General features: G+C 59.8%; 27 protein-coding genes and 1 pseudogene. 11 read left to right on the top strand and 17 right to left on the bottom strand.

Going from position 1 to position 23368, the window contains the following annotated elements; all coding sequences use genetic code 11:
• Nucleotides 1-31 precede the first annotated feature (31 nt).
• A complete protein-coding gene (gene cysK / locus AC3WP4_RS17805; protein ID WP_074874323.1) occupies nt 32-1006 on the bottom strand; it encodes a cysteine synthase A in 975 nt (324 codons plus the stop codon).
• Nucleotides 1007-1102: 96 nt separating this feature from the next.
• On the opposite strand from cysK, the gene AC3WP4_RS17800 reads away from it, so the two are divergent.
• Nucleotides 1103-2209 carry a DUF748 domain-containing protein gene (locus AC3WP4_RS17800; protein ID WP_442964054.1) on the top strand — a complete coding sequence of 369 codons (1107 nt, stop codon included), beginning with the start codon at nt 1103-1105 and terminating at the stop codon, nt 2207-2209.
• Here AC3WP4_RS17800 and AC3WP4_RS17795 read toward each other — a convergent pair.
• Both AC3WP4_RS17795 and AC3WP4_RS17790 read right to left on the bottom strand, forming a co-directional pair.
• Nucleotides 2206-2709, bottom strand: a complete 504-nt coding sequence (locus AC3WP4_RS17795; protein ID WP_102615539.1) for a DUF2442 domain-containing protein — start codon at nt 2707-2709, stop codon at nt 2206-2208. The two genes, AC3WP4_RS17800 and AC3WP4_RS17795, sit on opposite strands and share 4 nt — an antisense overlap.
• The gene (locus tag AC3WP4_RS17790; RefSeq protein WP_076030093.1) at nt 2697-2927 is read right to left on the bottom strand and encodes a DUF4160 domain-containing protein; all 231 of its coding nucleotides are present in this window, start codon (nt 2925-2927) and stop codon (nt 2697-2699) included. The genes AC3WP4_RS17795 and AC3WP4_RS17790 overlap by 13 nt, the downstream gene beginning before the upstream one ends.
• A 204-nt stretch (nt 2928-3131) precedes the next feature.
• Here AC3WP4_RS17790 and AC3WP4_RS17785 point away from each other — a divergent pair, with 204 nt between their 5' ends.
• Together AC3WP4_RS17785 and AC3WP4_RS17780 are read left to right on the top strand one after the other, a co-directional pair.
• A complete protein-coding gene (locus AC3WP4_RS17785; RefSeq protein ID WP_076030092.1) occupies nt 3132-3977 on the top strand; it encodes an AAA family ATPase in 846 nt (281 codons plus the stop codon).
• 33 nt (nt 3978-4010) lie between these two features.
• On the top strand, nt 4011-5189 hold the full coding sequence (locus AC3WP4_RS17780) for a vWA domain-containing protein (RefSeq protein ID WP_074874318.1): 1179 nt from the start codon (nt 4011-4013) through the stop codon (nt 5187-5189).
• 132 nt (nt 5190-5321) lie between these two features.
• Here AC3WP4_RS17780 and AC3WP4_RS17775 read toward each other — a convergent pair whose 3' ends face one another.
• From AC3WP4_RS17775 to AC3WP4_RS17760, 4 genes are read right to left on the bottom strand one after another with little or no spacing between them, the layout of a single operon-like run.
• A complete protein-coding gene (locus AC3WP4_RS17775; RefSeq protein WP_102615538.1) occupies nt 5322-6248 on the bottom strand; it encodes a 5-oxoprolinase subunit C family protein in 927 nt (308 codons plus the stop codon).
• On the bottom strand, nt 6245-6949 hold the full coding sequence (locus tag AC3WP4_RS17770) for a 5-oxoprolinase subunit B family protein (RefSeq protein WP_056742619.1): 705 nt from the start codon (nt 6947-6949) through the stop codon (nt 6245-6247). The genes AC3WP4_RS17775 and AC3WP4_RS17770 overlap by 4 nt, the downstream gene beginning before the upstream one ends.
• Nucleotides 6946-7698: a 5-oxoprolinase subunit PxpA gene (locus tag AC3WP4_RS17765; protein WP_074874316.1), complete on the bottom strand. Its 753-nt coding sequence runs from the start codon at nt 7696-7698 to the stop codon at nt 6946-6948. The genes AC3WP4_RS17770 and AC3WP4_RS17765 overlap by 4 nt, the downstream gene beginning before the upstream one ends.
• A gap of 60 nt (nt 7699-7758) precedes the next feature.
• The gene (locus tag AC3WP4_RS17760) at nt 7759-9045 is read right to left on the bottom strand and encodes an MFS transporter (RefSeq protein ID WP_074874315.1); all 1287 of its coding nucleotides are present in this window, start codon (nt 9043-9045) and stop codon (nt 7759-7761) included.
• Between the two features lie 148 nt (nt 9046-9193).
• On the opposite strand from AC3WP4_RS17760, the gene AC3WP4_RS17755 reads away from it, so the two are divergent.
• A complete protein-coding gene (locus tag AC3WP4_RS17755; RefSeq protein ID WP_074874314.1) occupies nt 9194-10120 on the top strand; it encodes a LysR family transcriptional regulator in 927 nt (308 codons plus the stop codon).
• Nucleotides 10121-10257: 137 nt separating this feature from the next.
• On the opposite strand, the gene AC3WP4_RS17750 is transcribed toward AC3WP4_RS17755, so the two are convergent.
• From AC3WP4_RS17750 to AC3WP4_RS17740, 3 genes are read right to left on the bottom strand one after another with little or no spacing between them, the layout of a single operon-like run.
• A complete protein-coding gene (locus tag AC3WP4_RS17750) occupies nt 10258-10800 on the bottom strand; it encodes a DUF2937 family protein (protein ID WP_102615536.1) in 543 nt (180 codons plus the stop codon).
• A 12-nt stretch (nt 10801-10812) separates the two neighbouring features.
• Complete coding sequence (locus AC3WP4_RS17745; RefSeq protein ID WP_074874311.1) at nt 10813-11589, bottom strand: class II glutamine amidotransferase; 777 nt, start codon at nt 11587-11589, stop codon at nt 10813-10815.
• A gap of 31 nt (nt 11590-11620) precedes the next feature.
• Complete coding sequence (locus tag AC3WP4_RS17740) at nt 11621-12118, bottom strand: MFS transporter (RefSeq protein ID WP_074874310.1); 498 nt, start codon at nt 12116-12118, stop codon at nt 11621-11623.
• A 215-nt stretch (nt 12119-12333) separates the two neighbouring features.
• On the opposite strand from AC3WP4_RS17740, the gene AC3WP4_RS17735 reads away from it, so the two are divergent.
• Together AC3WP4_RS17735 and AC3WP4_RS17730 are read left to right on the top strand one after the other, a co-directional pair.
• Entirely contained in the window at nt 12334-14388 is a 2055-nt protein-coding gene (locus AC3WP4_RS17735; protein ID WP_102615535.1) for a S9 family peptidase, read from the top strand.
• A 217-nt stretch (nt 14389-14605) separates the two neighbouring features.
• On the top strand, nt 14606-15079 hold the full coding sequence (locus AC3WP4_RS17730; RefSeq protein WP_076031549.1) for a cyclic nucleotide-binding domain-containing protein: 474 nt from the start codon (nt 14606-14608) through the stop codon (nt 15077-15079).
• Here AC3WP4_RS17730 and AC3WP4_RS17725 read toward each other — a convergent pair.
• Nucleotides 15076-15366, bottom strand: coding sequence for a hypothetical protein (locus AC3WP4_RS17725; protein WP_076030085.1), 291 nt, complete (start codon nt 15364-15366; stop codon nt 15076-15078). The genes AC3WP4_RS17730 and AC3WP4_RS17725 overlap by 4 nt on opposite strands.
• 98 nt (nt 15367-15464) lie before the next feature.
• Here AC3WP4_RS17725 and AC3WP4_RS17720 point away from each other — a divergent pair, with 98 nt between their 5' ends.
• From AC3WP4_RS17720 to AC3WP4_RS17705, 4 genes are all read left to right on the top strand, one after another.
• Nucleotides 15465-16151, top strand: coding sequence for a spermidine synthase (locus AC3WP4_RS17720; protein ID WP_007898703.1), 687 nt, complete (start codon nt 15465-15467; stop codon nt 16149-16151).
• A gap of 48 nt (nt 16152-16199) precedes the next feature.
• Nucleotides 16200-16571, top strand: coding sequence for a YajD family HNH nuclease (locus AC3WP4_RS17715; RefSeq protein ID WP_074874307.1), 372 nt, complete (start codon nt 16200-16202; stop codon nt 16569-16571).
• A gap of 221 nt (nt 16572-16792) precedes the next feature.
• Nucleotides 16793-17263 carry an RNA methyltransferase gene (locus AC3WP4_RS17710; protein ID WP_007944014.1) on the top strand — a complete coding sequence of 157 codons (471 nt, stop codon included), beginning with the start codon at nt 16793-16795 and terminating at the stop codon, nt 17261-17263.
• A gap of 91 nt (nt 17264-17354) precedes the next feature.
• The gene (locus tag AC3WP4_RS17705) at nt 17355-17732 is read left to right on the top strand and encodes a YgaP family membrane protein (RefSeq protein WP_074874306.1); all 378 of its coding nucleotides are present in this window, start codon (nt 17355-17357) and stop codon (nt 17730-17732) included.
• 119 nt (nt 17733-17851) lie between these two features.
• On the opposite strand, the gene AC3WP4_RS17700 is transcribed toward AC3WP4_RS17705, so the two are convergent.
• Together AC3WP4_RS17700 and AC3WP4_RS17695 are read right to left on the bottom strand one after the other, a co-directional pair.
• The gene (locus tag AC3WP4_RS17700; RefSeq protein ID WP_102615534.1) at nt 17852-19081 is read right to left on the bottom strand and encodes a hypothetical protein; all 1230 of its coding nucleotides are present in this window, start codon (nt 19079-19081) and stop codon (nt 17852-17854) included.
• Nucleotides 19082-19154: 73 nt separating this feature from the next.
• The gene (locus tag AC3WP4_RS17695) at nt 19155-19604 is read right to left on the bottom strand and encodes a YcgN family cysteine cluster protein (RefSeq protein WP_074874304.1); all 450 of its coding nucleotides are present in this window, start codon (nt 19602-19604) and stop codon (nt 19155-19157) included.
• A 165-nt stretch (nt 19605-19769) separates the two neighbouring features.
• On the opposite strand from AC3WP4_RS17695, the gene AC3WP4_RS17690 reads away from it, so the two are divergent.
• Nucleotides 19770-20363: a nitroreductase family protein gene (locus tag AC3WP4_RS17690; protein ID WP_008153118.1), complete on the top strand. Its 594-nt coding sequence runs from the start codon at nt 19770-19772 to the stop codon at nt 20361-20363.
• Between the two features lie 136 nt (nt 20364-20499).
• Here the strand turns inward: AC3WP4_RS17690 and AC3WP4_RS17685 are convergent, their stop codons facing one another.
• From AC3WP4_RS17685 to AC3WP4_RS17670, 4 genes and pseudogenes are all read right to left on the bottom strand, one after another.
• Entirely contained in the window at nt 20500-21432 is a 933-nt protein-coding gene (locus AC3WP4_RS17685) for a D-2-hydroxyacid dehydrogenase (protein ID WP_074874302.1), read from the bottom strand.
• Nucleotides 21433-21552: 120 nt separating this feature from the next.
• Entirely contained in the window at nt 21553-21846 is a 294-nt protein-coding gene (locus tag AC3WP4_RS17680) for a YcgL domain-containing protein (protein ID WP_007898694.1), read from the bottom strand.
• Nucleotides 21843-22976, bottom strand: coding sequence for a ribonuclease D (gene rnd / locus AC3WP4_RS17675; protein WP_102615533.1), 1134 nt, complete (start codon nt 22974-22976; stop codon nt 21843-21845). Before rnd ends, AC3WP4_RS17680 begins: the two co-directional genes overlap by 4 nt.
• A gap of 123 nt (nt 22977-23099) precedes the next feature.
• Nucleotides 23100-23364: pseudogene (locus AC3WP4_RS17670) on the bottom strand (class I SAM-dependent methyltransferase); the annotation flags it as partial.
• Nucleotides 23365-23368: the final 4 nt, after the last annotated feature.

Below are 23368 nucleotides of genomic sequence, written 5' to 3'. Positions count from 1 at the left end.
CCCCTCCCCGCTTAATCTGAAATCGCAACGCCTACTGCTGATTCTCCTGCTCGGTAAACAGATCACTGAACAGCATGCTCGACAGGTAACGCTCACCAGAATCCGGCAGGATTACCACGATGGTCTTGCCCTGCATTTCCGGGGTTTCAGCCAGGCGGACGGCCACTGCCATGGCGGCGCCGCAGGAAATGCCGCTCAAAATCCCTTCTTCCTGCATCAGGCGCAGGGCCATGGCCTTGGATTCTTCATCGCTGACCAACTCAACCCGATCGACCATCGACAGATCAAGATTCTTCGGCACAAAACCGGCGCCGATGCCCTGGATCTTGTGAGGGCTCGGCTTGATTTCTTCACCGGCTATTGCCTGGGTGATGACCGGCGACACCACAGGTTCCACCGCCACCGAAATAATCGGCTTGCCCTGGGTATTCTTGATATACCGCGAAACCCCGGTAATGGTCCCACCTGTTCCGACGCCTGCCACCAGTACATCGACTGCACCGTCGGTGTCGTTCCAGATTTCCGGTCCCGTCGTTTTTTCGTGGATGGCCGGGTTGGCCGGGTTTTCAAACTGCGACGGCATGAAGTAGGTCGCCGGGGCACTGGCGACAATTTCAGCCGCCTTTTCGATCGCTCCTTTCATGCCCTTGGCCGGTTCGGTCAGTACCAGTTCGGCGCCCAAAGCCTTGAGCACTTTGCGTCGCTCAATACTCATGGATGCCGGCATGGTCAGCATCAGCTTGTAACCGCGAGCCGCAGCAACGAACGCCAGGCCGATACCGGTGTTGCCTGAGGTCGGTTCGACGATGGTCATGCCCGGCTTGAGTTTGCCGGTGCTTTCGGCGTCCCAGATCATGCTCGCACCGATCCGGCACTTGACCGAATAACCAGGGTTACGCCCTTCGATCTTGGCCAGGATGGTCACGCCGCGCGGGGCGATACGGTTGATCTGCACCAGCGGTGTATTGCCGATGGAATGGGCGTTGTCAGCGTAGATACGGCTCATGGCTGGGTCCTTATACAGCGTTAAATAAGCTCTCCAAGGTATGCCTGTTGCCCTTGGTCGTCCAGTCAGTCGAACGTCCTGGAACCGCCGTAGTCAATGGCTTTACAACGCCAGAGATTTGCCATCATGAAACGCAGATACAGTTGGCCCCTATGGACCCTCGCCGGCCTCGTTGTGCTGCTGATTGCGCTGCATGTCGCCCTGCCCTATCTGGTGCGCGATTACCTCAACGAGAGATTGGCGAACATGGGGGATTATCGCGGCCAGATTACCGACGTAGACCTGGCTTTGTGGCGTGGCGCCTACAAAATCAACGGACTGAAAATCGTCAAGGTCAATGGCAAGGTCCCCGTGCCTTTCGTCAACGCGCCATTGATTGACCTCTCCGTCAGCTGGCACTCACTCTGGTATGACCACGCCGTGGTGGCCGAGGCGCAGTTCGACAAACCCGAGGTGAACTTCGTCGACGGCGGTGCCAACAAGAAAAACTCCCAGACCGGTCAAGGCACCGATTGGCGGGCACAATTGGAAAAACTGCTGCCGATAACCCTGAACGAAGTGCGGATCAACGACGGGCGGGTGACCTTTCGAAACTTCAATTCAAAACCGCCCGTGAACATGAATGCCACCCAGGTCAATGCCAGCGTTTACAACCTGACCAACGTGGTCGACACCAAAGGCAAACGCGACGCCCGTTTCGACGGCAAAGCCCTGTTGCTGGGACACGCACCGCTGGAAACCACCGCGACCTTCGACCCTTTAAGCAACTTTGAAGATTTCGAATTTCGCCTGCGGGTCAAAAACATCGAACTCAAACGCATGAACGACTTCGCCTCGGCGTATGGCAAGTTCGACTTCAATGCCGGTCACGGAGATGTGGTCATTGAAGCCGAGGCAAAAAAAGCTCAATTGACGGGTTACATCAAACCGCTGCTGAAGGACGTCGATGTATTCAATTGGCAACAGGACGTGGAAAACAAAGACAAAGGGATTTTTCGCTCCATCTGGGAAGCACTCGTTGGGGGCACCGAGAATGTGCTGAAGAACCAGCCGAAAAACCAGTTCGCCACTCGCGTACAACTCAGGGGCAGCGTGCATCAGCGGGATATCAGCGCATTCGAGGCTTTTTTGCAGATTTTGCGCAACGGCTTCGTCCAGGCGTTCAACGCCCAATACGAACGGCCCAAGCCGGACGCCGGTTAAGGCTTACGTATAACGGTGTAACGACCGGTTTCTTCAGCCGCCCGCGCCGGGTTCGATTGCTGCTGCAAGAAGTCCCAACCCAGGCAGGCCAGCGCCAGCGATCGCGGGACAACTTCTCGACCACTGCTGTAGCGCGTGATGCTGCGGGCACTGACCCCCAGCGCTTCGGCCGCCTGATTGAGCGGCAACCCGGTGCGGGCACGCCAGTCGATGAAGATCCGGGTGTTTTCGTCCACTGCATTTTGTGCGAGAGCATCCAGATACAGGGTGTCTGCGCCGATCTGGATGTCCAGTTCCGGCCAGTCGACACTCCAGCCATCGTCGCCCAGGGTTGCCCCATTGAAAGCGCTCATTTCCAACAAGGGTTGCAACCCTGGATAGGCGCGCAGGTCCCGACTCAAATCGAGGTTCAGTTGCTGACCGTCGATAAAGGTCAGCATAAGGCGGTAATCCGGCAACGCCTGCACGGACGACAGCCGTGGTCGTTTCATGGGTAACATCGTTTCCAATCCTCCAGCAATTGCACCTGATGGGCCCTGACCCACGCCAGCGCTTCCTTGATAATCAGCGGCGGCGCCTTGCCCACCATCACTTCGACGGTTTCAAGGCTAAGCATCACGTCGAGCCCGCCGCCGGTCAGGTGAACATGGGGCGGCGGGTGGTCCTTCTCGCGCAACTGAATGCGGTACGTATCGCGAAATCGGTATTTAGTAGACATGCCCCGCAAGCTATCGCCAAAATGGCGATAGCTCAATACTGGCTAGGGGCCGAGACTGAGTCAAGATGTGACGCCCCATTCAGAGACTGAATAATCCGTCTGCGTTCACAGTCGACCGGGCACCGCGTTATAGTCGAGCCTGACCCATTATTGCGCCCCGCCCTGCTTCGCTCAGGTCGGCGTTTACCGTTCGAGGATTAGCAGATGAAGTTCGAAGGCACCCCGGCCTACGTCGCCACCGATGACCTGAAGCTGGCGATCAACGCCGCCATCACGCTGGAGCGTCCGCTGCTGGTCAAGGGCGAACCGGGCACCGGCAAGACCATGCTCGCCGAGCAACTGGCCGAGTCCTTCGGCGCCAGACTGATCACCTGGCACATCAAATCCACCACCAAGGCGCATCAGGGCCTGTACGAGTACGACGCGGTCAGCCGTCTGCGCGACTCGCAACTGGGCACGGAAAAGGTCCACGACGTTCGCAATTACCTGAAAAAGGGCAAGCTCTGGGAAGCCTTCGAATCCGAAGAGCGGGTGATTTTGCTGATCGACGAAATCGACAAGGCCGACATCGAATTCCCCAACGACCTGCTGCAAGAACTCGACAAGATGGAGTTCTACGTCTACGAGATCGACGAAACCATCAAGGCCAAGAAACGCCCGATCATCATCATTACCTCCAACAATGAAAAAGAACTGCCGGACGCCTTCCTGCGCCGCTGCTTCTTCCACTACATCGCCTTCCCGGACCGCGTCACGATGCAGCGGATCGTCGACGTGCATTACCCGAACATCAAGAAAGACCTGGTCAGCGAAGCGCTGGACGTGTTCTTCGACGTGCGCAAGGTGCCGGGCCTGAAGAAAAAGCCATCGACCTCCGAACTGGTGGACTGGCTGAAGCTGCTGATGGCCGACAACATCGGTGAAGCGGTACTGCGCGAGCGCGATCCGACCAAGGCCATTCCACCGCTGGCCGGCGCTTTGGTGAAGAACGAACAGGACGTGCAGTTGCTTGAACGTCTGGCGTTCATGAGCCGTCGCGGCACTCGCTGATCCCTCTGTTTAACAAGATAGAGGGCGATAGCCATGCTGCTTAACCTGTTCAATGAAATGCGCGCGGCCAAGGTGCCGGTCTCGGTACGAGAGCTGCTGGACCTGATCAACGCGCTGAAACAGCGCGTGACCTTCGCCGACATGGACGAGTTTTATTACCTGTCCCGGGCGATTCTGGTGAAGGACGAAAAGCATTTCGACAAGTTCGACCGGGCGTTCGGTGCCTATTTCAACGGTCTGGAAAAACTCGACGATCACCTTCAGGCATTGATTCCGGAAGACTGGTTGCGCAAGGAGTTCGAGCGTTCGCTGAGCGACGAAGAGCGGGCGGCGATCCAGTCTCTCGGCGGCCTGGACAAGCTGATCGAAGAGTTCAAGAAACGCCTCGAAGAACAGAAAGAACGCCATGCCGGCGGTAACAAATGGATCGGCACCGGCGGCACCAGCCCGTTTGGCTCCGGTGGCTTCAACCCGGAAGGCATTCGGGTCGGCGATGCCGGCAAACGCCAGGGCAAAGCGGTCAAGGTCTGGGATCAGCGCGAGTACAAAAACCTCGATGACTCGGTGGAACTGGGCACGCGCAACATCAAGGTGGCCCTGCGACGGCTGCGCAAATTCGCCCGTCAGGGCGCGGCGGAAGAGCTGGACATCGATGGCACCATCGACCACACCGCGCGCGATGCCGGGCTGCTGAACATCCAGATGCGACCCGAGCGGCGTAACACCGTCAAGCTGTTGCTGCTGTTCGACATCGGCGGCTCGATGGACGCCCATGTGAAGATTTGCGAAGAGCTGTTCTCGGCCTGCAAGACCGAGTTCAAGCACCTGGAGTATTTCTACTTCCACAACTTCGTTTATGAATCGGTGTGGAAGAACAACATGCGCCGCACCTCCGAACGTACCTCGACCCAGGACCTGCTGCACAAATACGGCGCCGACTACAAAGTGATCTTCATCGGTGACGCCGCCATGGCCCCGTACGAAATCACCCAGGCCGGCGGCAGCGTCGAGCACTGGAACGAAGAAGCGGGTTATGTGTGGATGCAGCGGTTCATGGAGAAGTACAAGAAGGTCATCTGGATCAACCCGTATCCGAAAGATACGTGGGGCTATACGTCGTCGACCAACATCGTGCGGGACTTGATTAACGACCAGATGTACCCGCTGACGTTGCGGGGGTTGGAGGAAGGGATGCGGTTTCTTTCCAAATAGAGCGCTGATCGTTCCCACACTGCTGATCGTTGATCGTTCCCACGCTCTGCGTGGGAATGCATCAAGTGACGCTCCGCGTCACAGGGACGCGGAGCGTCCCGGGCGGCATTCCCACGCGGAGCGTGGGAACAATCAGTGCGAGGCAAACCGGCGCAGGTATTCGACGTGTTCACGATGCGCGACATCCTGCACCACCGGCTTCAACCGCACCTTCGCCCCCGGCAAACACTGCGCCAGCCGCGCCAACGCCAATGGCGTCAACGCCCCCATTCGCGGATAGCCGCCAATGGTCTGCCGATCATTGAGCAGCACAATCGGCTGCCCGTCCGGCGGCACCTGAACCGCACCCAGCGGGATGCCTTCGGAAATCATCGGCTTACCCTGATACTGCAACGCCGTTCCCAGCAAGCGGATGCCCATCCGGTCGGCACGGCTGTCGAGGGTCCAGACACTGTTGAACGCGTCAAACGAACTCTGTCCACTGAACTCGCCGATCTGCGCACCAAGGACCAGGTCCAGCGGCGCGTTGAGTTTGAAATCCGGTACCTGTTCGGGCGCCAGTTCCCGCAGCAAAAGCAGCGAGCTGCCCGAGTAGCTCAACCGCGCATCTTTGGCCAACGCCCGGCCCATGCCATCCAGCCCGCCGAGTTCCTCACGGACCACCGTTGCGCTGCTGCCCAACACCTTTGGCGCATCAAATCCGCCCGGGGCCGCCAAATAAGCCCGGGCCCCAAGCAGCGGCTGAGTGAATTGCAACTGTTGACCTTTGTTCAGCCTGAAACTGCGCCACGGTGCCAACGCCTCGCCATCCACCTGCGCCCCCAGATCCGCCCCGGCCAACGCCAGCACGCAATCCTCTTCGGCGACGACGGTAAACCCGCCGAGGGTGATTTCAATCACCGGTGCATCCAGGCTATTGCCCAGCAACCAATTGGCCCAAGACATCGATCGCCAATCCGCCGCCCCGCCCTGGGTCACGCCCAGATGCCGCACGCCGAAACGGCCAGCGTCCTGCAACAGGCACAGCGGTGTACTCGCTTGTATTGATAGACGGCTCATGCCTGGGCCTCCAACGGCGTGTCATCACCGCCCAGATTGATGAATTCGGCATGGCTGACGGCTTCGAAACGCACCGTGTCGCCCGGTTGCATCAGGCTATAGCCGTCGCGTTCGCGGTCGAACAATTTGGCCGGGGTGCGGCCGATCAGATTCCAGCCACCGGGAGACACCACCGGGTAAGCGGCGGTTTGCCGTTCGGCGATGCCGACGCTTCCCGCGGCCACCTTTTTACGCGGAGTGTTTAAACGCGGCGCCGCCAGCGCTTCTTCCACCAGCCCCATGAAAGCGAAACCCGGCGCGAAACCCAGGGCGAACACCTGATATTCGCGCTCGCTGTGGCGGCGGATCACTTCATCCACGGCCAATCCGCTGCGCTGGGACAACAGGCTCAACTCCGGGCCAACGCTCAAGTCATACCAGACCGGCAACACATGACATTTGCCGCGGGTGCAGGCGTTGGGCGACAGATCGATCAAAGCCTCGGCGATCAGCTCCCGAGCCTGGGCCGGACTCAACGCGGTCAGGTCGTAATGCACCATCAACGTTGTATAGGACGGCACCAGATCGATCAGATGCCCGGCGAACGCAGCACGCAGACTTTCACTGGCGGCGAGCATCCACGGCATGTTGGCCTCGCTGATCTCATCGAACAGACGGACCATCAAGCAATCCAGCGCCACCACTTCTACCCGCAGTTTCATGGCGCGCTCTGCTGATCAAGTGCTTCGCGAATACGCCGCACGGCGGCTACCGAACTGGCATTGTCGCCATGTACGCAAAGGGTGTTGGCTTGCAAGCGCAGGGCACTGCCATCGCTGGCCGTAAGGTTGCCGCCGCGAGCAATGGTCAGCGCCTGTTCGATGATTGTCTCGGGATCGTGATGCACTGCGCCTGGCAGTTGTCGCGAAACCAGCATTCCGGCGCTGTTGTAAGCACGATCGGCGAAGGCTTCGAACCACAGGGTCACGCCGTATTCATCGCCCAATTGCTGGGCTGCGCTGTTGTCGCGAGTGGCCATCAACATCAGCGGCAACTGGCGATCATAGGCCGCCACAGCCTGAAGCACTGCGCGCAACTGCGCCGGGTTGGCCATCATGTCGTTGTACATCGCGCCGTGCGGTTTGACGTAACTCACCCGCCCGCCCTGGGCCCGGCAAATGCCGTCGAGAGCGCCGATCTGGTAATGCACAATGTCCTGAAGTTCCTGGGCGGTGTAGGCCATGGAACGACGGCCGAAGCCGACCAGATCCTGATACGCCGGATGTGCGCCGATCTGCACGCCGTTGCTCAAGGCCAGGCTGACCGTCTTGCGCATGATGCTCGGGTCGCCGGCATGGAAGCCGCAGGCGATGTTGGCGCAATCGATGAAGGGCATGACCTCGGCATCCAGACCCATGGTCCAGTTGCCGAAACTCTCGCCGATGTCGCAGTTCAATAGCAGGCGGTTCACGGTGAACACTCCTGTAGGTTTTATTCTTTTAGCTGTAGGCATTTGCCCGCAGATTATCAGTTACTCGGCCTCGAGTTGCTTGCCACGGGTTTCCGGCAGGCTCAGGGCAGCAAGGATCACTACTCCGTAGGACACCGCCGCAAAGGCACCGATTCCCACACTCAATGGCACCTTCTGGCTCATCAAGCCAATCAACAGCGGGAACAATGCCGCCAGCGCCCGGCCTATGTTGTAGCAAAAGCCCTGGCCCGAACCGCGAATCCGCGTTGGAAACAGCTCGGTCAAGAACGCGCCCATGCCACTGAAAATCCCCGAAGCGAAGAAGCCCAAAGGAAAGCCCAGCCAGAGCATCACGCCATTGCTGACCGGCAATTGGGTGTAGAGCAGAACAATGGTGAACGAGCCGACCGCGAACAGTATGAAGTTCTTTTTACGCCCGAGGATGTCAGTCAAATACGCGCTGATGACGTAACCGACGTAGGAACCGACGATCACCATCGCCAGATAACCGCCCGTACCGAGTACGCTCAAACCACGTTCGTTCTTCAGAAAGGTCGGCAACCAGGAGGTGATCGCGTAGTAACCGCCGAGGGCACCAGTGGTCAGTACCGACGCGCGAATCGTGGTGAACAGGATGCCGGGAGCGAAGATCTCGTAGAACTTTGCCGGGTTGCTGGGTTCTTGCTTGGCCTTGGCTTCGCGATAGATTTCCGGGTCCTTGACCAGTCGGCGGACGAAGATCACAAAGATTGCCGGCACGATGCCAAGCAGGAACAGAGCGCGCCAGGCGTCTTCCGGCGGCAGTACCGAGAACAGCAGCGCATACAGGATCGCCGTCAGTCCCCAACCCAATGCCCAGCCGGATTGCACCATGCCCACCGCTTTGCCGCGGTCCTTGGCACGAATCACTTCACCCATCAGCACCGCGCCGGCGGTCCATTCGCCGCCGAAACCGAAGCCCATCAGCGTGCGGCTGATCAGCAGTTGCTCGTAGTTCTGGGCGAAACCGCAGAGGAAGGTGAAGAAGGCGAACCACAGCACGGTGAGTTGCAAAGTGCGGACGCGACCGATGCGGTCGGAGAGAATCCCCGCCACCCAACCGCCGATGGCCGAGGCGATCAAGGTGCTGGTGTGAATCAGCCCGGCCTCGCCGGTGGTGATGCCCCACATCGCAATCAGGGTCGGCACCACAAAGCTGAGCATCTGGGTGTCCATGCCGTCCAGGCCATAGCCGATCTTGCAGCTCCAGAACGTGCGGCGTTCCTGCTGATTGATGTTGCGGTACCAGTCGAAAGGTCCCGGGCGAACCGTGGCTTTGGGGATGTCGAGCGTGTCGGGCGCACTCATGGCAAATCTCCGCGCTAATTTTTATTGGTATTGTTCTGAACCCCGACGACGCCTATCGTGGGGACCGGATGGCCTGATTTTTGGGCTGACGGCCCTGCTACGTCCAACTAATAAAAACCCGCTTTAGACATAAGAAAAACTTGTCCCTATGAACCTGAAGTTTCTCGAGACCTTTGTCTGGGTCGCCCGACTCAAGAGTTTTCGCCTGACGGCAGACAAGCTCTTCACCACCCAGGCGTCGATTTCCAGCCGTATCGCCGTGCTCGAAGGCGAGCTCGGGGTGAAGCTGTTCCTGCGCGATTCTCGCGGCGTGAGCCTGACGCCCGAAGGCCTGAAAGTGCTCGAATATGCCGAGCAGATGATGGATACGATGCAGGCGCTCAAGCACTCGATCGAGACGCGCTCAAGCAAGGTCGGACGGGTCCGGATCGGTGTCATGGACACCGTCATCCACACCTGGCTGAGCCCGTTGGTGGCGCAAATGATGGATCACTATCCGCTGGTGGAAATCGAGCTGGTGGCTGATACAGCGCTCAACCTCTGCGATCAGCTGCAAAAAGGCTTTCTTGATCTGATCCTGCAAACCGACCTGTTGCGTCAGGAAAGTGTGCGCAGCCTTGAACTGGCCAGTCATCCGATGGGCTGGATTGTGGCTACGAACTCAATCTACAACCGCGAGTACTCCGGCATTGCCGACCTGGCGCGGGAACGGATCATTACCTATTCGAAAAACTCCCATCCGCATCAGGAAATTCTCGCCCTGATGCAGGCCAACGGCATCCTGACGCCACGGTTGAACTGCGTGAACTCGGTGTCGGCGATCACCCGGTTGCTGCGGGACGGTTTCGGTATTGGTGCGCTGCCACCGGTGCTGGTCGCCGAGGAACTGGCGCGGGGGGAATTGACCTTGCTGGCCATCGACCAACGGCCACCGAATTTGCAGGTGGTGGTGTCGTGGCGGGTTGGCGTGGAGTGGGTCGAGGAGATTGTTTCGTTATGTCAGCAGGTGCTGGATGGGTATGCGAAGAAGGTGGGTGAAAACTACATCGTCCTCAGCAAACCTTCGGTGAGCTGAAATTGATCGTTCCCACGCTCCGCGTGGGAATGCAGCCGGGACGCTCCGCGTCCCATTCAGAGCCGAACGCAGAGCGTCCGTTGAGGCATTCCCACGCAGAGCGTGGGAACGATCATTCGACAGGTCGGTGGCGCTCATTACAACCCCCGCACATCCCGGTCTTCGATCGGCCGGCTCTGGCGCAGGCGTTTGCCGCCCAGCACCACCCAGTCGATCAGACGGAACAGGCATTCAATGCCGAACGACAACAGCAGCGCCCCGCTCATGCCCCAGATCATCGCTTCCGGCGTCAGCAGGATCTGATAGCTGTAGCCATTCCAGGTTTCCTTGCGAATATCCGGATCAGCCGCCAATGCCACCTGCAGCAAGCGGATGTACCACGGGCCTTGCATGGCCTGGAACTGTTTATCGAGGGCCAGTTGACGGGTCAGCAAGGTGCTCAGGCTGTCGGCATCGCTGCGAAAGATCGGGTCTTCGCTGGCGCGGTAATGAGCCACCAATGCCTGCATGTCACCCTTGAAGAACTGATTCGCCGTGCCCTGAAAACCGCTCAGACCAGTTTGCGCCTCAATCAGATGCGCTTCGACGCGCTTGGCATAGTCGTTGATGAACCCCGGCACCTGGACACCGATCAACAGGCCCGCCGCGAACAACACCAGCCGTAGATAACTGAGCAACATGAAGGGAAATCCTTATTCGGTCTTGCCCTGGCTGACGCATTCACCGCGTCGCCAAAGGCTCCATTGGCCCGGTTCGTAGCGGGTCCAGGTTTCGTTTTCGGTCAAGGGTTCGGTGGCGATCACCGTGACCACGTCGTTGGGCGTGGTTTCGGCCTGGAAGTCGACGATCACATCAACGTCCTTCAAGCGCGCCGGGCCGAAGGGCGCGCGACGGGTGATTTGCGCCAGTTTGGTCGAGCAATAGCAGAACAACCAGTCGCCATCGCTGAGCAGGCAGTTGAACACGCCTTTGCTGCGGTATTCGGCGCAGGCGGCCACCAGGTCTGGCAGCAGTTCTTCGACTTCGACCGGTTCCGGGAACGCGGCGCGCACGCGGTTAAGCAAATCGCAGAACGCCGCTTCGCTGTCGGTATCGCCGACCGGGCGGTAAAAACTCTTGATCGGTTGAAAGTCCGCGAGTTGGCCGTTATGGGCAAAACACCAGTTACGGCCCCACAACTCACGCACAAACGGATGGGTATTGGACAGGCAGACCTTGCCGACATTGGCCTGGCGGATGTGCCCGATCACCACTTCGCTCTTGATCGGATAGCGTTGCACCAGGTTCGCGACTTCGGACTCACAGCTCGCCGCCGGGTCCTGAAACAGGCGCAGGCCACGGCCCTCGTAAAAAGCGATGCCCCAGCCGTCACGGTGCGGACCGGTGCGGCCGCCGCGCTGCATCAGCCCGGTGAAGCTGAACACGATATCGGTCGGGACATTGGCGCTCATGCCCAATAACTCACACATGCTCGGATTCTCGCTGAAAGGCAGGGGCAGGTTACAGTCGCGGTTCGACCCGCATTCGCTGAGGGTTGCTCGGCACCGGTGGACGACCGTAACGATCATCGCCCGCACCGCCGAATGGATGATCTTCTTCAGGTTCATCGGCCCGGGCCGCAGCCTTGGCAGCGGCGGCCTGTTCCTTGCGAGCGTTGGCCGCACGTTCGATAGGGAAACGGATCGCCACGAATACCAGGTAAATGCCGAAGGCGATCATGCCGTACATGAACAGGTCGGAAACCGCGCGCCAGGCGTTGTTGCCGACCTTGAACATCAGGTCAAGGGCCGTAATGGCGATGGCCGGGGCAACTTTTTCCTTCACCGGATCAATGATGGTCGGGCAGAACAGCAACACGGCAACCAATAGCCGTAGCGGCTCACGCAGCCAGCGCCACATCCAGCGGGTAATGCGCATCCACACCAACAGGCAGCCCAAAGCGGCGAAGGCGTAGAGGCCCCAAGCGATCAGATAGTCGTTCTCGGTCATGGTGTCCATGGCAAGGCAGGCAAAGAGGCGCTTATAGTAACGACTTTTCGCACGTCAGGCTGCCCCAATACCAGTCTGTAAAACGCATCCCCTGTGGGAGCGGGCTTGCTCGCGAAAGCGGTGTGTCAGTCAACAGAGATGTTGAACGTGCTGGCCCCTTCGCGAGCAAGCCCGCTCCCACACGTTGCGAAGCCCTTATTCCGTACATTGTTCGAGAGCCCTTCATGCCCCTATCCGTCAACGTTTCCGACGCTCCCATCGCCCACAAGGCCGAAGGCGACGACCCGTATGCCTGGCTGCAGGAGCGCGACACCTCGGCGGTGCTCGACTACCTGAAAGCGGAAAACCGCTACCAAGAGGCGCAAACCGCCGATCAGGCCGGGTTGCGTGAAACCCTGTTCGAAGAGATCAAGGCCCGGATTCTCGAAACCGACCTGTCGTTGCCCTCCCCTTGGGGTCCATACCTGTATTACACGCGCACCACGGCCGGTGATGAATATGCCCGTCACTACCGCTGCCCACGCCCTGCCGATGACAGCCTGCAGCTCGACGAAAGCCAGGAACAGCTGCTGCTGGACCCGAATGAACTGGCCAACGGCGGCTTCTTTTCCCTCGGCGCCTTCAGCATCAGCCCGGACCACCAGCGTCTGGCCTACAGCATCGACGCCACGGGCGATGAGATTTACACGCTGTTCGTGAAGGAATTGTCCAACGGCCGTGTCAGTGAACTGGAATTCCAGGATTGCGACGGCAGCATGACCTGGGCCAATGACAGCCTGACGCTGTTCTTCGGCGAACTGGACGACACCCATCGCCCGCACAAACTGTTCCGCTATCGGCTGGACGGTACGGCGGCCGAAGAAGTGTTCCATGAGCCGGACGGTCGATTCTTCATGCATTGCTACCGCTCCAGTTCCGAGCAGCAATTGCTGCTGTCCCTGGGCAGCAAAACCACCAGCGAAGTCTGGGTGCTCGATGCGTTCCAGCCGCAGCAGGCTTTTACCTGCATCGCTCCGAGGGTTGAAGACCATGAGTACGACGTCGACCACGGCGCGCTCGACGGTCAATGGACCTGGTTCATTCGCACCAATCGCGACGGCATCAACTTTGCCCTGTACCACGCCGCCGACACCGGCGTGGCGCCGACCGAGGCCGACTGGCAAAACCTGATCCCGCACAGCGACACGGTGATGATCGAAGGCATGAGCCTGAATGCCGGTGCCATGACCCTGAGCTTGCGTGAGGGTGGCTTGCCGATCATCGAAGTTCATCCGCAAGACCTGCCGAGCTACCGCGTGCAATTACCGGACGCGGCCTACAGCCTTCATGTACAGAACAGTCTGGAGTTCGTCAGCGACAGGATCCGCCTGCGCTATGAAGCGCTGAACCGCCCGGCGCAAATCCGCCAGTTGGTATTGGGCAACGGCGAGCAGAAAGTCCTCAAGCAAACCCCGGTACTTGGCCCGTTCGACGCCGATGCCTACGTCAGTCAGCGCCTGTGGGCGACCGCACCTGACGGTACGAAAGTGCCGATCAGCCTCGTCGTCAAACGCGAAGCACTCGGCAAGCCGACGCCGCTTTATCTGTACGGCTATGGCGCTTATGGCGAAAGCCTCGACCCGTGGTTCTCCCACGCCCGCTTGAGTCTGCTGGACCGTGGCGTGGCGTTCGCCATCGCTCACGTGCGTGGCGGCGGTGAACTGGGCGAAGCCTGGTATCGCGCCGGCAAGCAGGAACACAAACACAACACGTTCAGCGACTTCATCGCCTGCGCCGAACACCTGATCGCCAATAGCTTCACGACTTCACAGCAATTGGCGATCAGCGGCGGCAGCGCCGGTGGCCTGCTGATCGGCGCGGTGCTCAATCAGCGGCCGGAGTTGTTTGCTGCTGCGATTGCCGAAGTGCCGTTCGTCGACGTGCTGAACACCATGCTCGACCCGGACCTGCCGTTGACCGTCACCGAATACGACGAGTGGGGCAATCCTGAAGAACCGGACGTCTATGAGCGGATAAAGGCCTATGCCCCGTACGAAAACGTCACCGCACAAGCTTATCCGGCGATGCTGGTGATCGCCGGCTACAACGACAGTCGCGTGCAGTACTGGGAGGCGGCCAAGTGGGTGGCGAAATTACGCGCGACCAAAACCGACACAAATCCCCTGCTGCTCAAGACCGAATTGGGTGCCGGGCACGGCGGGATGAGCGGTCGGTATCAAGGATTGCGTGACGTAGCTCTCGAATACGCATTTGTTTTCAAGGTTTTGGGCATCGCCTGAGGAACTTGGCTCGGCGTGTCGGTCTTAACACCAGACACTAGGGGCCCGAGACAACACACATTCCCTGTGGGAGCCGGGCTTGCCCGCGATGAGGCCATCCCATTCAACATCATCATTGGCTGTAACATCGTCATCGCGGGCAAGCCCGCTCCCACAGGGATTTGCGGTGATTTCAAATTCGAGCCTGCAACAGACAAAAGAAAAAGACCGTGACGACATGTCAGAACCGACCTTACTGAACAACGAAATTCGCGACTGGCTGATGGACTGTGGCCTGTTCGATCAACTGCTGCCGGCGGACTTCGCCACGGCTTCGGGCTATTTCAGCATCAGCACCATTGCTCAGGGCGAAGAGATTTTCCATGAGGGCGATGCCGGCAGCTTCATGTGCATCATCCACACCGGCCAGGTGGCGGTGCAGAAAACCAACAGCGACGGGCACCTGGTGACCATGGCAACGTTGCGCAGCGGTCGGGCGTTCGGCGAAATGGCCGTACTCGACGGCGAACGCCGCTCGGCCAGTTGCGTGGCCGCCAGCAATTGCCAGCTGCTCAACCTGGGCAAGGATTCGCTGGAAAAGATGCTCAACGATGCACCGAAAATCGCCGCCAAAATCATCCGCGCCCTCGCCGTTTCCCTCTCCAAACGCTTGCGCATGGCCGATGGGCAACTGCTCTCGCAGCAGGTTTAACCGCCGGGCGGTTTGGCTTTCGACGGGTTTTGCTCCGGCACCGGCAGTGGCTGGTCCTTGGCGGGCGGCCCAGGCATTTCAATGGGCACCAACGGCGGACCGCCACTGCCGGGCCCGACCTTGGGTGCGCTGGTCGGGGTGATTTGCGGGTACGGTGTCGGGGTCGCGGTGCCGGGCGAACCGGGCAGCGGCGCAGGGCTGGTCGGAATGGTTTGCAACTGCTGGGCCTGCACTGCAGTTATCGAGAGCGCGGCCAAGGCAATGACCGTTAGAATGGTGCGCTTCATCAATGGCTCCGTTGGCCTTGTGGTCTTTTTGCAGGCTACTCCCAACTGCGCGTGTTTGCCTTCTCCCTCTTATGCCAATTTCTCCTCAAGTGAGTCCCATGAAACGTTTCGTTCTGCTCGACACCACTCCAATTCCTGAAAATGGCGGTGCCTTGTGCCTGTTCGAATACGGTGAGGATTTCGTCATCAAGATTCAGGGCGGCGACGGCGGGCAACTGATGAACACCCGCATGCACGGCTCGGAAGACGCTCTGGCGGAGATCCCGTGCCGTAAAGTGGCCGGCCGGCCGAATTCGCGCGTGCTGATCGGCGGCCTGGGCATGGGTTTCACCCTCGCCTCGGCCCTCAAGCACCTGGGCAAGACCGCTGAAGTGGTGGTCGCCGAACTGGTCCCGGGCGTGGTGGAGTGGAACCGTGGACCGCTTGGTGAGAAAGCCGGGAACCCGCTGCTGGACCCGCGCACGGTCATTCGCATGGAAGACGTGGCCAAGGTCCTGCAAGCCGAGCCGCAAGGTTTCGACGCAATCATGCTCGACGTCGACAACGGCCCCGAAGGCCTGACCCAGAAGGCCAACAGCTGGCTCTACTCCGCTGGCGGCCTGAGCGCCTGCGCCAAGGCCCTGCGGCCCAAGGGCGTGCTGGCCGTCTGGTCCGCGAGCGCTGACCGACAGTTTTCCGACAAACTGAAGAAGGCCGGCTTCAAGGCTGAGGAAGTCCAGGTCTTCGCCCACGGCAACAAAGGCACCCGTCACACCATCTGGATTGCCGAGAAGCTCAAGGGCTGAGCTAAACTGCGTTTAATTCCGTCATTAGTCTTTTACAAAGGTGAACCCATGAGTTCGTCAACACCGACCAACACGTCGAAACTGGACCGCATCCTTGCCGACAACCAGCGCGACAAGGAAATGGGTTACCGCGACAAGGCCCTGAAAATGTACCCGCACGTGTGCGGTCGCTGCGCCCGTGAGTTTTCCGGCAAGCGCCTGAGCGAACTGACTGTGCACCACCGTGACCACAACCACGACAACAACCCTCAGGATGGCTCGAACTGGGAATTGTTGTGCCTGTATTGCCACGACAACGAACACTCGCGGTACACCGATCAACAGTATTTCGGTGAAGGCTCGCTGAGCTCGCCGACAATCGCCAAGGCGACGCATAACCCGTTTGCCGCGTTGGCCGGCCTGATGAAGAAAGACGACTGAAGTCGACCTTGGCCCCGTGGCGAGGGGGCTTGCCCCCGTTGGGTCGCGAAGCGGCCCCAAAATCAGCCGCAGCAGTTAGTCAGGTAAACCGCGCTTGCTGATTTTACGACTGCTTCGCAGCCGAACGGGGGCAAGCCCCCTCGCCACAGGGGAACGATCACTGACCACCCTCCCCCCAATCCCCGTATAATCGCCGTTTTTTCCCCGAAGGCACCCCGCTCGTGGCAGACAAACGGTACAGCTGCATTGGTTTGTATAACCCCAAATCACCGGAGAACGTCGGTTCGGTGATGCGCGCCGCTGGCTGTTATGGCGTGGCGTCCGTGTTCTACACCGGCAAGCGTTATGAACGCGCCGCCGACTTCGTCACCGATACCAAGCGCGTCCACTACGACATTCCGCTGATCGGCATCGACGACCTGAAGAAAATCCTGCCGCTGGGCTGCGTGCCGGTCGCCGTGGAACTGGTGGACGGCGCCCGTTCGCTGCCGGAATACACCCATCCGGACCGCGCGCTGTACATCTTCGGCCCGGAAGACGGCTCGCTGGATAAAGAGATTCGCGACTGGTGCGAAGATGTGGTCTACATCCCGACCACCGGTTGCATGAACCTGGCGGCCACCGTCAACGTCGTGCTCTATGACCGCATGTCCAAGGGACTCAACACCCGCTCCGGGGCGAAATTCCGCTGATTCACCTCACATCCGATGGAACAAGCCGCCCGCCTTGGCAGTCAGCTTAAATATCTATTCTTGAAGCAGCATTCCAGCCAGGAGACAGATCATGAGCGAGCTCAAACGCGTAGAACGCATCGAATCCACCCCGTTCCAGACTCACACTGAGCAGAACGTGCAGGGTTGGGAACGCATCGGTTCCCTGGCCGGCGGTGTGATCATGGTCGGCAAGGGCCTGCGTCGCGGCGGTGTATTCGGGTTGATTCAAGTGGCGATCGGCGGTGTGGCCCTGGCGCGTGGCATTACCGGGCACAGTTCGGCGAAAAGCCTGCTCGAGAAAAGCCGTCAGGACATGAACAACGTGCGGGCGAAGATTCAGCGGGCGGGTGAAGAGTTGAACCGGTTGAAGGCGAATGCCGAAGCGGCGACCAATACCGCCACAGTGACCGGCGATGATTCGTTGAAGTCGCCTAAACCCGGGGCTTGACCTAGAACTGATCGTTCCCACGCTCTGCGTGGGAATGCCGCCAGGGACGCTCCGCGTTCCGCTTCTGGAGGTGACGCAGAGCGTCACGGGATGCATTCCCACGCAGAGCGTGGGAACGATCAGTTCAGGAGCGAGCTATCGAGTACTTGGGAAGATTCACCAATGATGCTTTCGGCCAGCTGAACAAACTCCTTGGTATCCACGCTCTGCAAACGCATCGCCCCGCGCAACACATCATCCAGTGAACGCTTGTTGCGGGTCTTCAGGCGAATCTCGCGATCCAGTTCCTGCAATAACACGACCGCTTTCGACACCTGCGCCGGGCTGACCTGCTCAGCGCGCAAAGTCGTGACCTTCTGGCTGTCCTTGGCCAACTTCGCCTGCAAACCCTCATATCGCTCATCGCTCATGCCGCCGGCGCGGCGCACCAGTTCGATGGCGTAATACTCGGCCAATCCTTCGCTGATCCAGTCACTGCGCTGCTGATCGTTGATCCGTCCGAACACCTGCGCCAATTCCCGCACCAATGCACTGCTGCCGCTTTCACTGACCAGCGGCAGGCGCGTGTTCAGGTAGATCGATTCGCGCGCGCCCAGGCTGCCGCGCCACATCGGGTCATTGGCACCGACGATCAACAGTTTGACGGGATGTCGGGGATACACCGCCTGTACTTGCGGCCAGACAAAGGTCAGCAGCGTCAGCACATCCATGCGGCGCATGCCCTGGCCCTGAGGCGAGGCAACGGTAACCTCGGTTTCCCCAAGCCGCGTGCGACGGCTGCCGAGGTGGCCGGCGAGCATCCAGCCCGTGGGCCGGTCGAACAAGCGAGATACGTTATCGACCCGGAATTTGTTCTTGCCGATTCGCGGCCAGGCGGTTTCAACGCTTTTCCAGCCTGCGGGCAATTCGAACTCAAGGCGTGAAACCAACTCGATGCCGTCCTGCTGATCGAGTTTGGCCGCCGGCACCAGATCGTCGCCGCGCATCAATGCCCAGGTTGGCGTCATGCGCGTATCGAAGCTGCCGCTCTTGCGCCCGTGGCTGATGCGTACGCGGTAGGTCAGGCTGGCCTTGTCGGCGGCCGGACGCCAGACACCACGGGCCTGCTTGCCCGGCGTGAGCTGCCATTGGCCGTCGGCCTTGAAATCGCTGTAGTGACTGCCATCGCCCAGGTCGAAATCCAGACTGCGCACCGCCGCGCCCTGAGCCAGGGTCAGCCGCACTTCGGCCTGATCGCTTTGCGGCAACAGGCGTACGTGGTAATCCAGATCAACCTTCTTCGCCGCCCACGCGGGCGAACCCAGGGCCAAAAGCCCAAATGCCAACGCCAGCCGAAATCCCACAGCCATACCCACTCCTTGCTCGCGCTGGGCTGCGTAGCAGCCCTGAATACCAGCAAACACTACAAATTTTGTGGAGGAATCAACCCGCCCGGAAAATCAGATGGTCTTCCCAATCATCTTCGGCCACGCTGCCTTCGGCGAGCATGCGCCCGGACTGGGAGATTCGCGCGTGGTGCACGGCATCGCGATCACCGCACACCAGATGGTGCCAAAGTGGCAGGTCCTTGCCTTCGCTGACCAGTCGATAGCCGCAGGACGGCGGCAGCCATTTGAACTCATCGGCCTTGCCTGGTGTGAGCTGGATGCAGTCGGGGACGAAATCGCGGCGGTTCGGGTAATCGGTGCACTGACAGGTTTTCAGGTCCAGCAGTTTGCAGGCGATACGCGTGTAATAGACGCTATTGTCGTCTTCATCTTCGAGCTTTTGCAGGCAGCACAGTCCACAGCCGTCGCACAGCGATTCCCACTCCTCTTTATCGAGTTGATCGAGGGTTTTGCGTATCCAGAACGGTTCGACTTTGGCGGCCATGGCTCAAGCATCAACATCAGGTGGTGAAAAGGCCGCCAGTCTAGTGCCAAGGCCCTTGTGGGCCAAGCGTTGGCGACTGCCGGTAGAACGAGCTTGTCAGTTATTGCGCCGCCCAGTAGGGTTTTGCGTCGCCCCATTCTTTCAAACGTAGCAAGGAATCACTCGATGAGCGCTAATCCACGCGTTGCCGACTATGCCATCCACCCTCAGTTCACCGACCGTTGGTCGCCCCGCGCCTTTACCGGCGAAAGCATCCCGGAAGAGACCCTGCTGAGCTTCTTCGAAGCCGCGCGCTGGGCGCCATCGGCGTACAACTCGCAGCCTTGGCGGTTTCTCTATGCGCGTCGCGATACGCCAAACTGGGAGCGTTTCCTGGGCCTGCTGAATGAGTTCAACCGCGGCTGGGCGCAGCACGCCTCGGCACTGGTGATCGTGATCTCGAAAACCACCTTCGCGGTGCCTGGCGCTACCGAAGAAACCCCGGCCTTGTGGCACACCTTCGACACCGGTTCTGCTTGGGGCCATCTGGCATTGCAAGCGAGCATCAGCGGCTGGCACACCCACGGCATGGCCGGTTTCGACCAGGACCTGACTCGCAAGGAGCTGAACATTCCAGAGGGTTATGCGCTGCACGCTGCGGTGGCGGTGGGCAAACTGGGCGACAAGGCAACGCTGGCGGAGTACCTGCAAGCACGCGAAGAGCCAAGCCCGCGTCGCCCGCTGAGCGAGTTGGCGGCTGAAGGCGACTTCACCCTCTAAGCGCGCTGAACCCGATCGTTCCCACGCTCTGCGTGGGAATGCCGCCAGGGACGCTCCGCGTTCCGCTTTGAGATGTGACGCAGAGCGTCACGGGATGCATTCCCACGCAGAGCGTGGGAACGATCATCGGTGTAATTCAATACCCGCGATTGAAATCCACTTCCCCGCGCAACGCCTCACCCGCCTGATACGCCCGCAGGTTCTCGACAAACAGGTTCACCATCATCGATGGCGAGGTCGGTGCCGAACTGTGGCCGGTCAGCAGCAAGCCCCAGGCAGTCCAGAACGGATGACGTTGCGGCAGTGGTTCCTGACGGCAGACGTCGATCACCGCACCTGCCAGATGCCCTTCTTTCAGGGCCTCCACCAGATCCGCATCGACCACCGCCACGCCGCGCCCGACGTTGATGAACAACCCGGTCGGCTTGAACTGCTTGAACAGCGCCGCGTCGTACAGGTCGTGGGTGTTTGGCGTATTCGGCAGCAGATTGATCACGTAATCGACTTCACCCACCAGACGCGGCAGATCAGCCAGTGCCCCGACTTCGACAAACGGCGCCTGCTCGCGGGCTTCGCTGGCGATGCCGTACAACTCGACGCCGAACGGCAGAAGAAACTGCGCCACGGTCTGGCCAATATCACCGGTGCCAACGATCAACACTTTGCGGCCGGCCAGGCTTTGGCCCTGGCGACTGTCCCACTTGCGCTCGACCTGGCTGACCAGCCGCGGCAGCACTTCGCGCTCGTGGCCGAGCATGTAGGTCAGCACGTATTCGGCCATGACCTGACCAAAAATCCCTACCGCCCGAGTCAGGCGATAGTGACGTGGCAAGCCATCGGCCAGCAGCGGCGTAATGCCCGCCCAGGTCGATTGCAGCCATTGTGGTTCGTGACCCTGACGCAGCAAGGTCGCCAGCAGGTCCGGCTGACCGAGCCAGATCGGACAATCAGCGGCCAGGCTGGCCAGTTCGGCGGAGTCGCCGCTGGTCAGCACTTCCAGGTCGGGCGCTGCTTGACGCAACAGCTGGGCGTACACCGGGTGGTCGTGTTCAGCAATCAGCACGCGCATGGTTCAAACCTTTCAAAAACAGAGCAGACGGCCACCGACGGAGTAACGCTCCATCGCCCTGGCCATCGCCAAAATCATTCCAGTGTTTCATAAAGGCTCTGAACAGAGCCTGTCTGCCGGTCACATCGGGTCGTTGCGGCGCAGCAATTCTTCCGGCAAATGTTCGATGTACTCGTCTTCGGCCGGTGGCATCTGCAAGTGATAACCCTGCTTCTCAAGGTTTTCCAGCACCACGGTGATGTCCTCGCGCGACAGTTTGCGCTCGGGGGTCAGCACCAGGTCGAAGGCGTGATGCGGTTTGCCGAAGGCCGCCATCAGACTTTCCGGGACGCGCTCCAGTGCATCGCTTTTGAGCACATAGAGGTACATCTCGTTTTTCTTCAGGCTTCGATAAATGGAGCAAATACGTTTCAAGGCTGTTCTCCGGCGGTGGCCAGGCTGTCGAGCAGCGCCTGGCCCATCAATTCGCGGCGCCAGCCACGCAGCGAATCAGGCAATTGGTAAGGACCGTTGGGATAGCCGCTCTTGAGCAGCGCTTCCAGGGTTTTCTTGCGCAGCATCAGTTCCGGCGCAATGTTCAAGCGTTCTGCTTCGGCCTGGCCGATCGCACGCAGCTGTTTGACCAGTGCGGCGGCGTCCACCGGCAAAGGCTCCGGCACCGCAGGCGGCCATTGATCAGGCGACACACTGCCAGAGCGCTTGATCAGATCAAGCAGAAACTCGCCGTCCTGACGCACGGTACGCGGGTGCATGTCTTCGATTTTTGCCAACGCGCCGAGGTTGTCCGGTTGAGTCCGCGCCAACGGCCACAGGGAATGCTCACGCACGATGCGGTTGCGCGGCAGATCACGGGCGCGGGCTTCGCGCTCGCGCCAGGCGCACAGTTCACGCAACACGGCGAGCTGGGCGCGGGAAAGCTTCCAGGCCAGCTTGGCTTCGCGATAGACCTCATACGGATCAACTTCGCGGCGCAGATTGGCCACCAGCTCGGCACCGTCTTCCAGGACCCAGGCGTACTTGTCGTCAGAAAGCTTCGGACGAAGCTGTACGAAAACTTCCGCCAAGTGCAAGGCATCTTCGGCGGCGTAGCTGATTTGGGTATCGGAAAGTGGGCGTTGCAGCCAGTCGGAACGGGTCTCGCCCTTGGGCAGGTCGATGCCGAGCACTTCCTGCACCAGCCGTGAATAACCCATGGAAAAACCGAGGTTCAGGTAAGCGGCGGCCAGTTGGGTGTCGAACAGTGGCGCTGGCAGGCTGCCGGTCAGGCGCAGCAGGACTTCGAGGTCTTCGCTGCACGCATGGACGACTTTGACCACGGCCGGGTTCTCCAGCAACGCGGCCAGCGGCTGCCAGTTGTCGATGGTCAGCGGGTCAATCAGGTAAGCGCGTACGCCATCGCCGATCTGCAGCAGGCCTGCAATCGGATAAAAGGTGTCGACCCGCATGAATTCGGTGTCGAGGGCAACGAATGGCAGCTGCTGCCACTCGGCACAAAACTGACCGAGGCTATCGTTGTCGCGAATCCAGTGAATATCGATGGCCACACGGCTCTCCCTTGAAGAATGGCGCGCAGTATATATCGCCCCCGGCGATTTCCGCGCATTCACTGAACAAGAGCTTTAGCGAAAATGCCGGCCAAACAGCAAGAAATGTCTGACAGGCGGAGACTAGCGGGCCTTACGCAGTACGTAGACACGCATCCGCGCACAGCCGGGCAGTAAATCCTGATGACTGACCTGTGCAATTTAACTCGGATTCCACGTCGGCCTTGCTGGCCAACGGTCTAGCGGCCTTCGTACGTCGGCCTTTGAAATGAGTATCGATCCGTATCGCCACAATCACCGTATCGCGACGACCCCGATGGAATTCCTTGAGCATTGCCAAACGATGCTCGGGACAGGCGATGTGTTGAAACAGCTGCATGCAAAAAAGGGTG

The sequence above is a fragment of the Pseudomonas sp. FW305-20 genome, from assembly GCF_058788075.1.
Note: the sequence above shows the minus strand (reverse complement) of the source record. Positions and strands in the feature narration are given on the sequence as shown.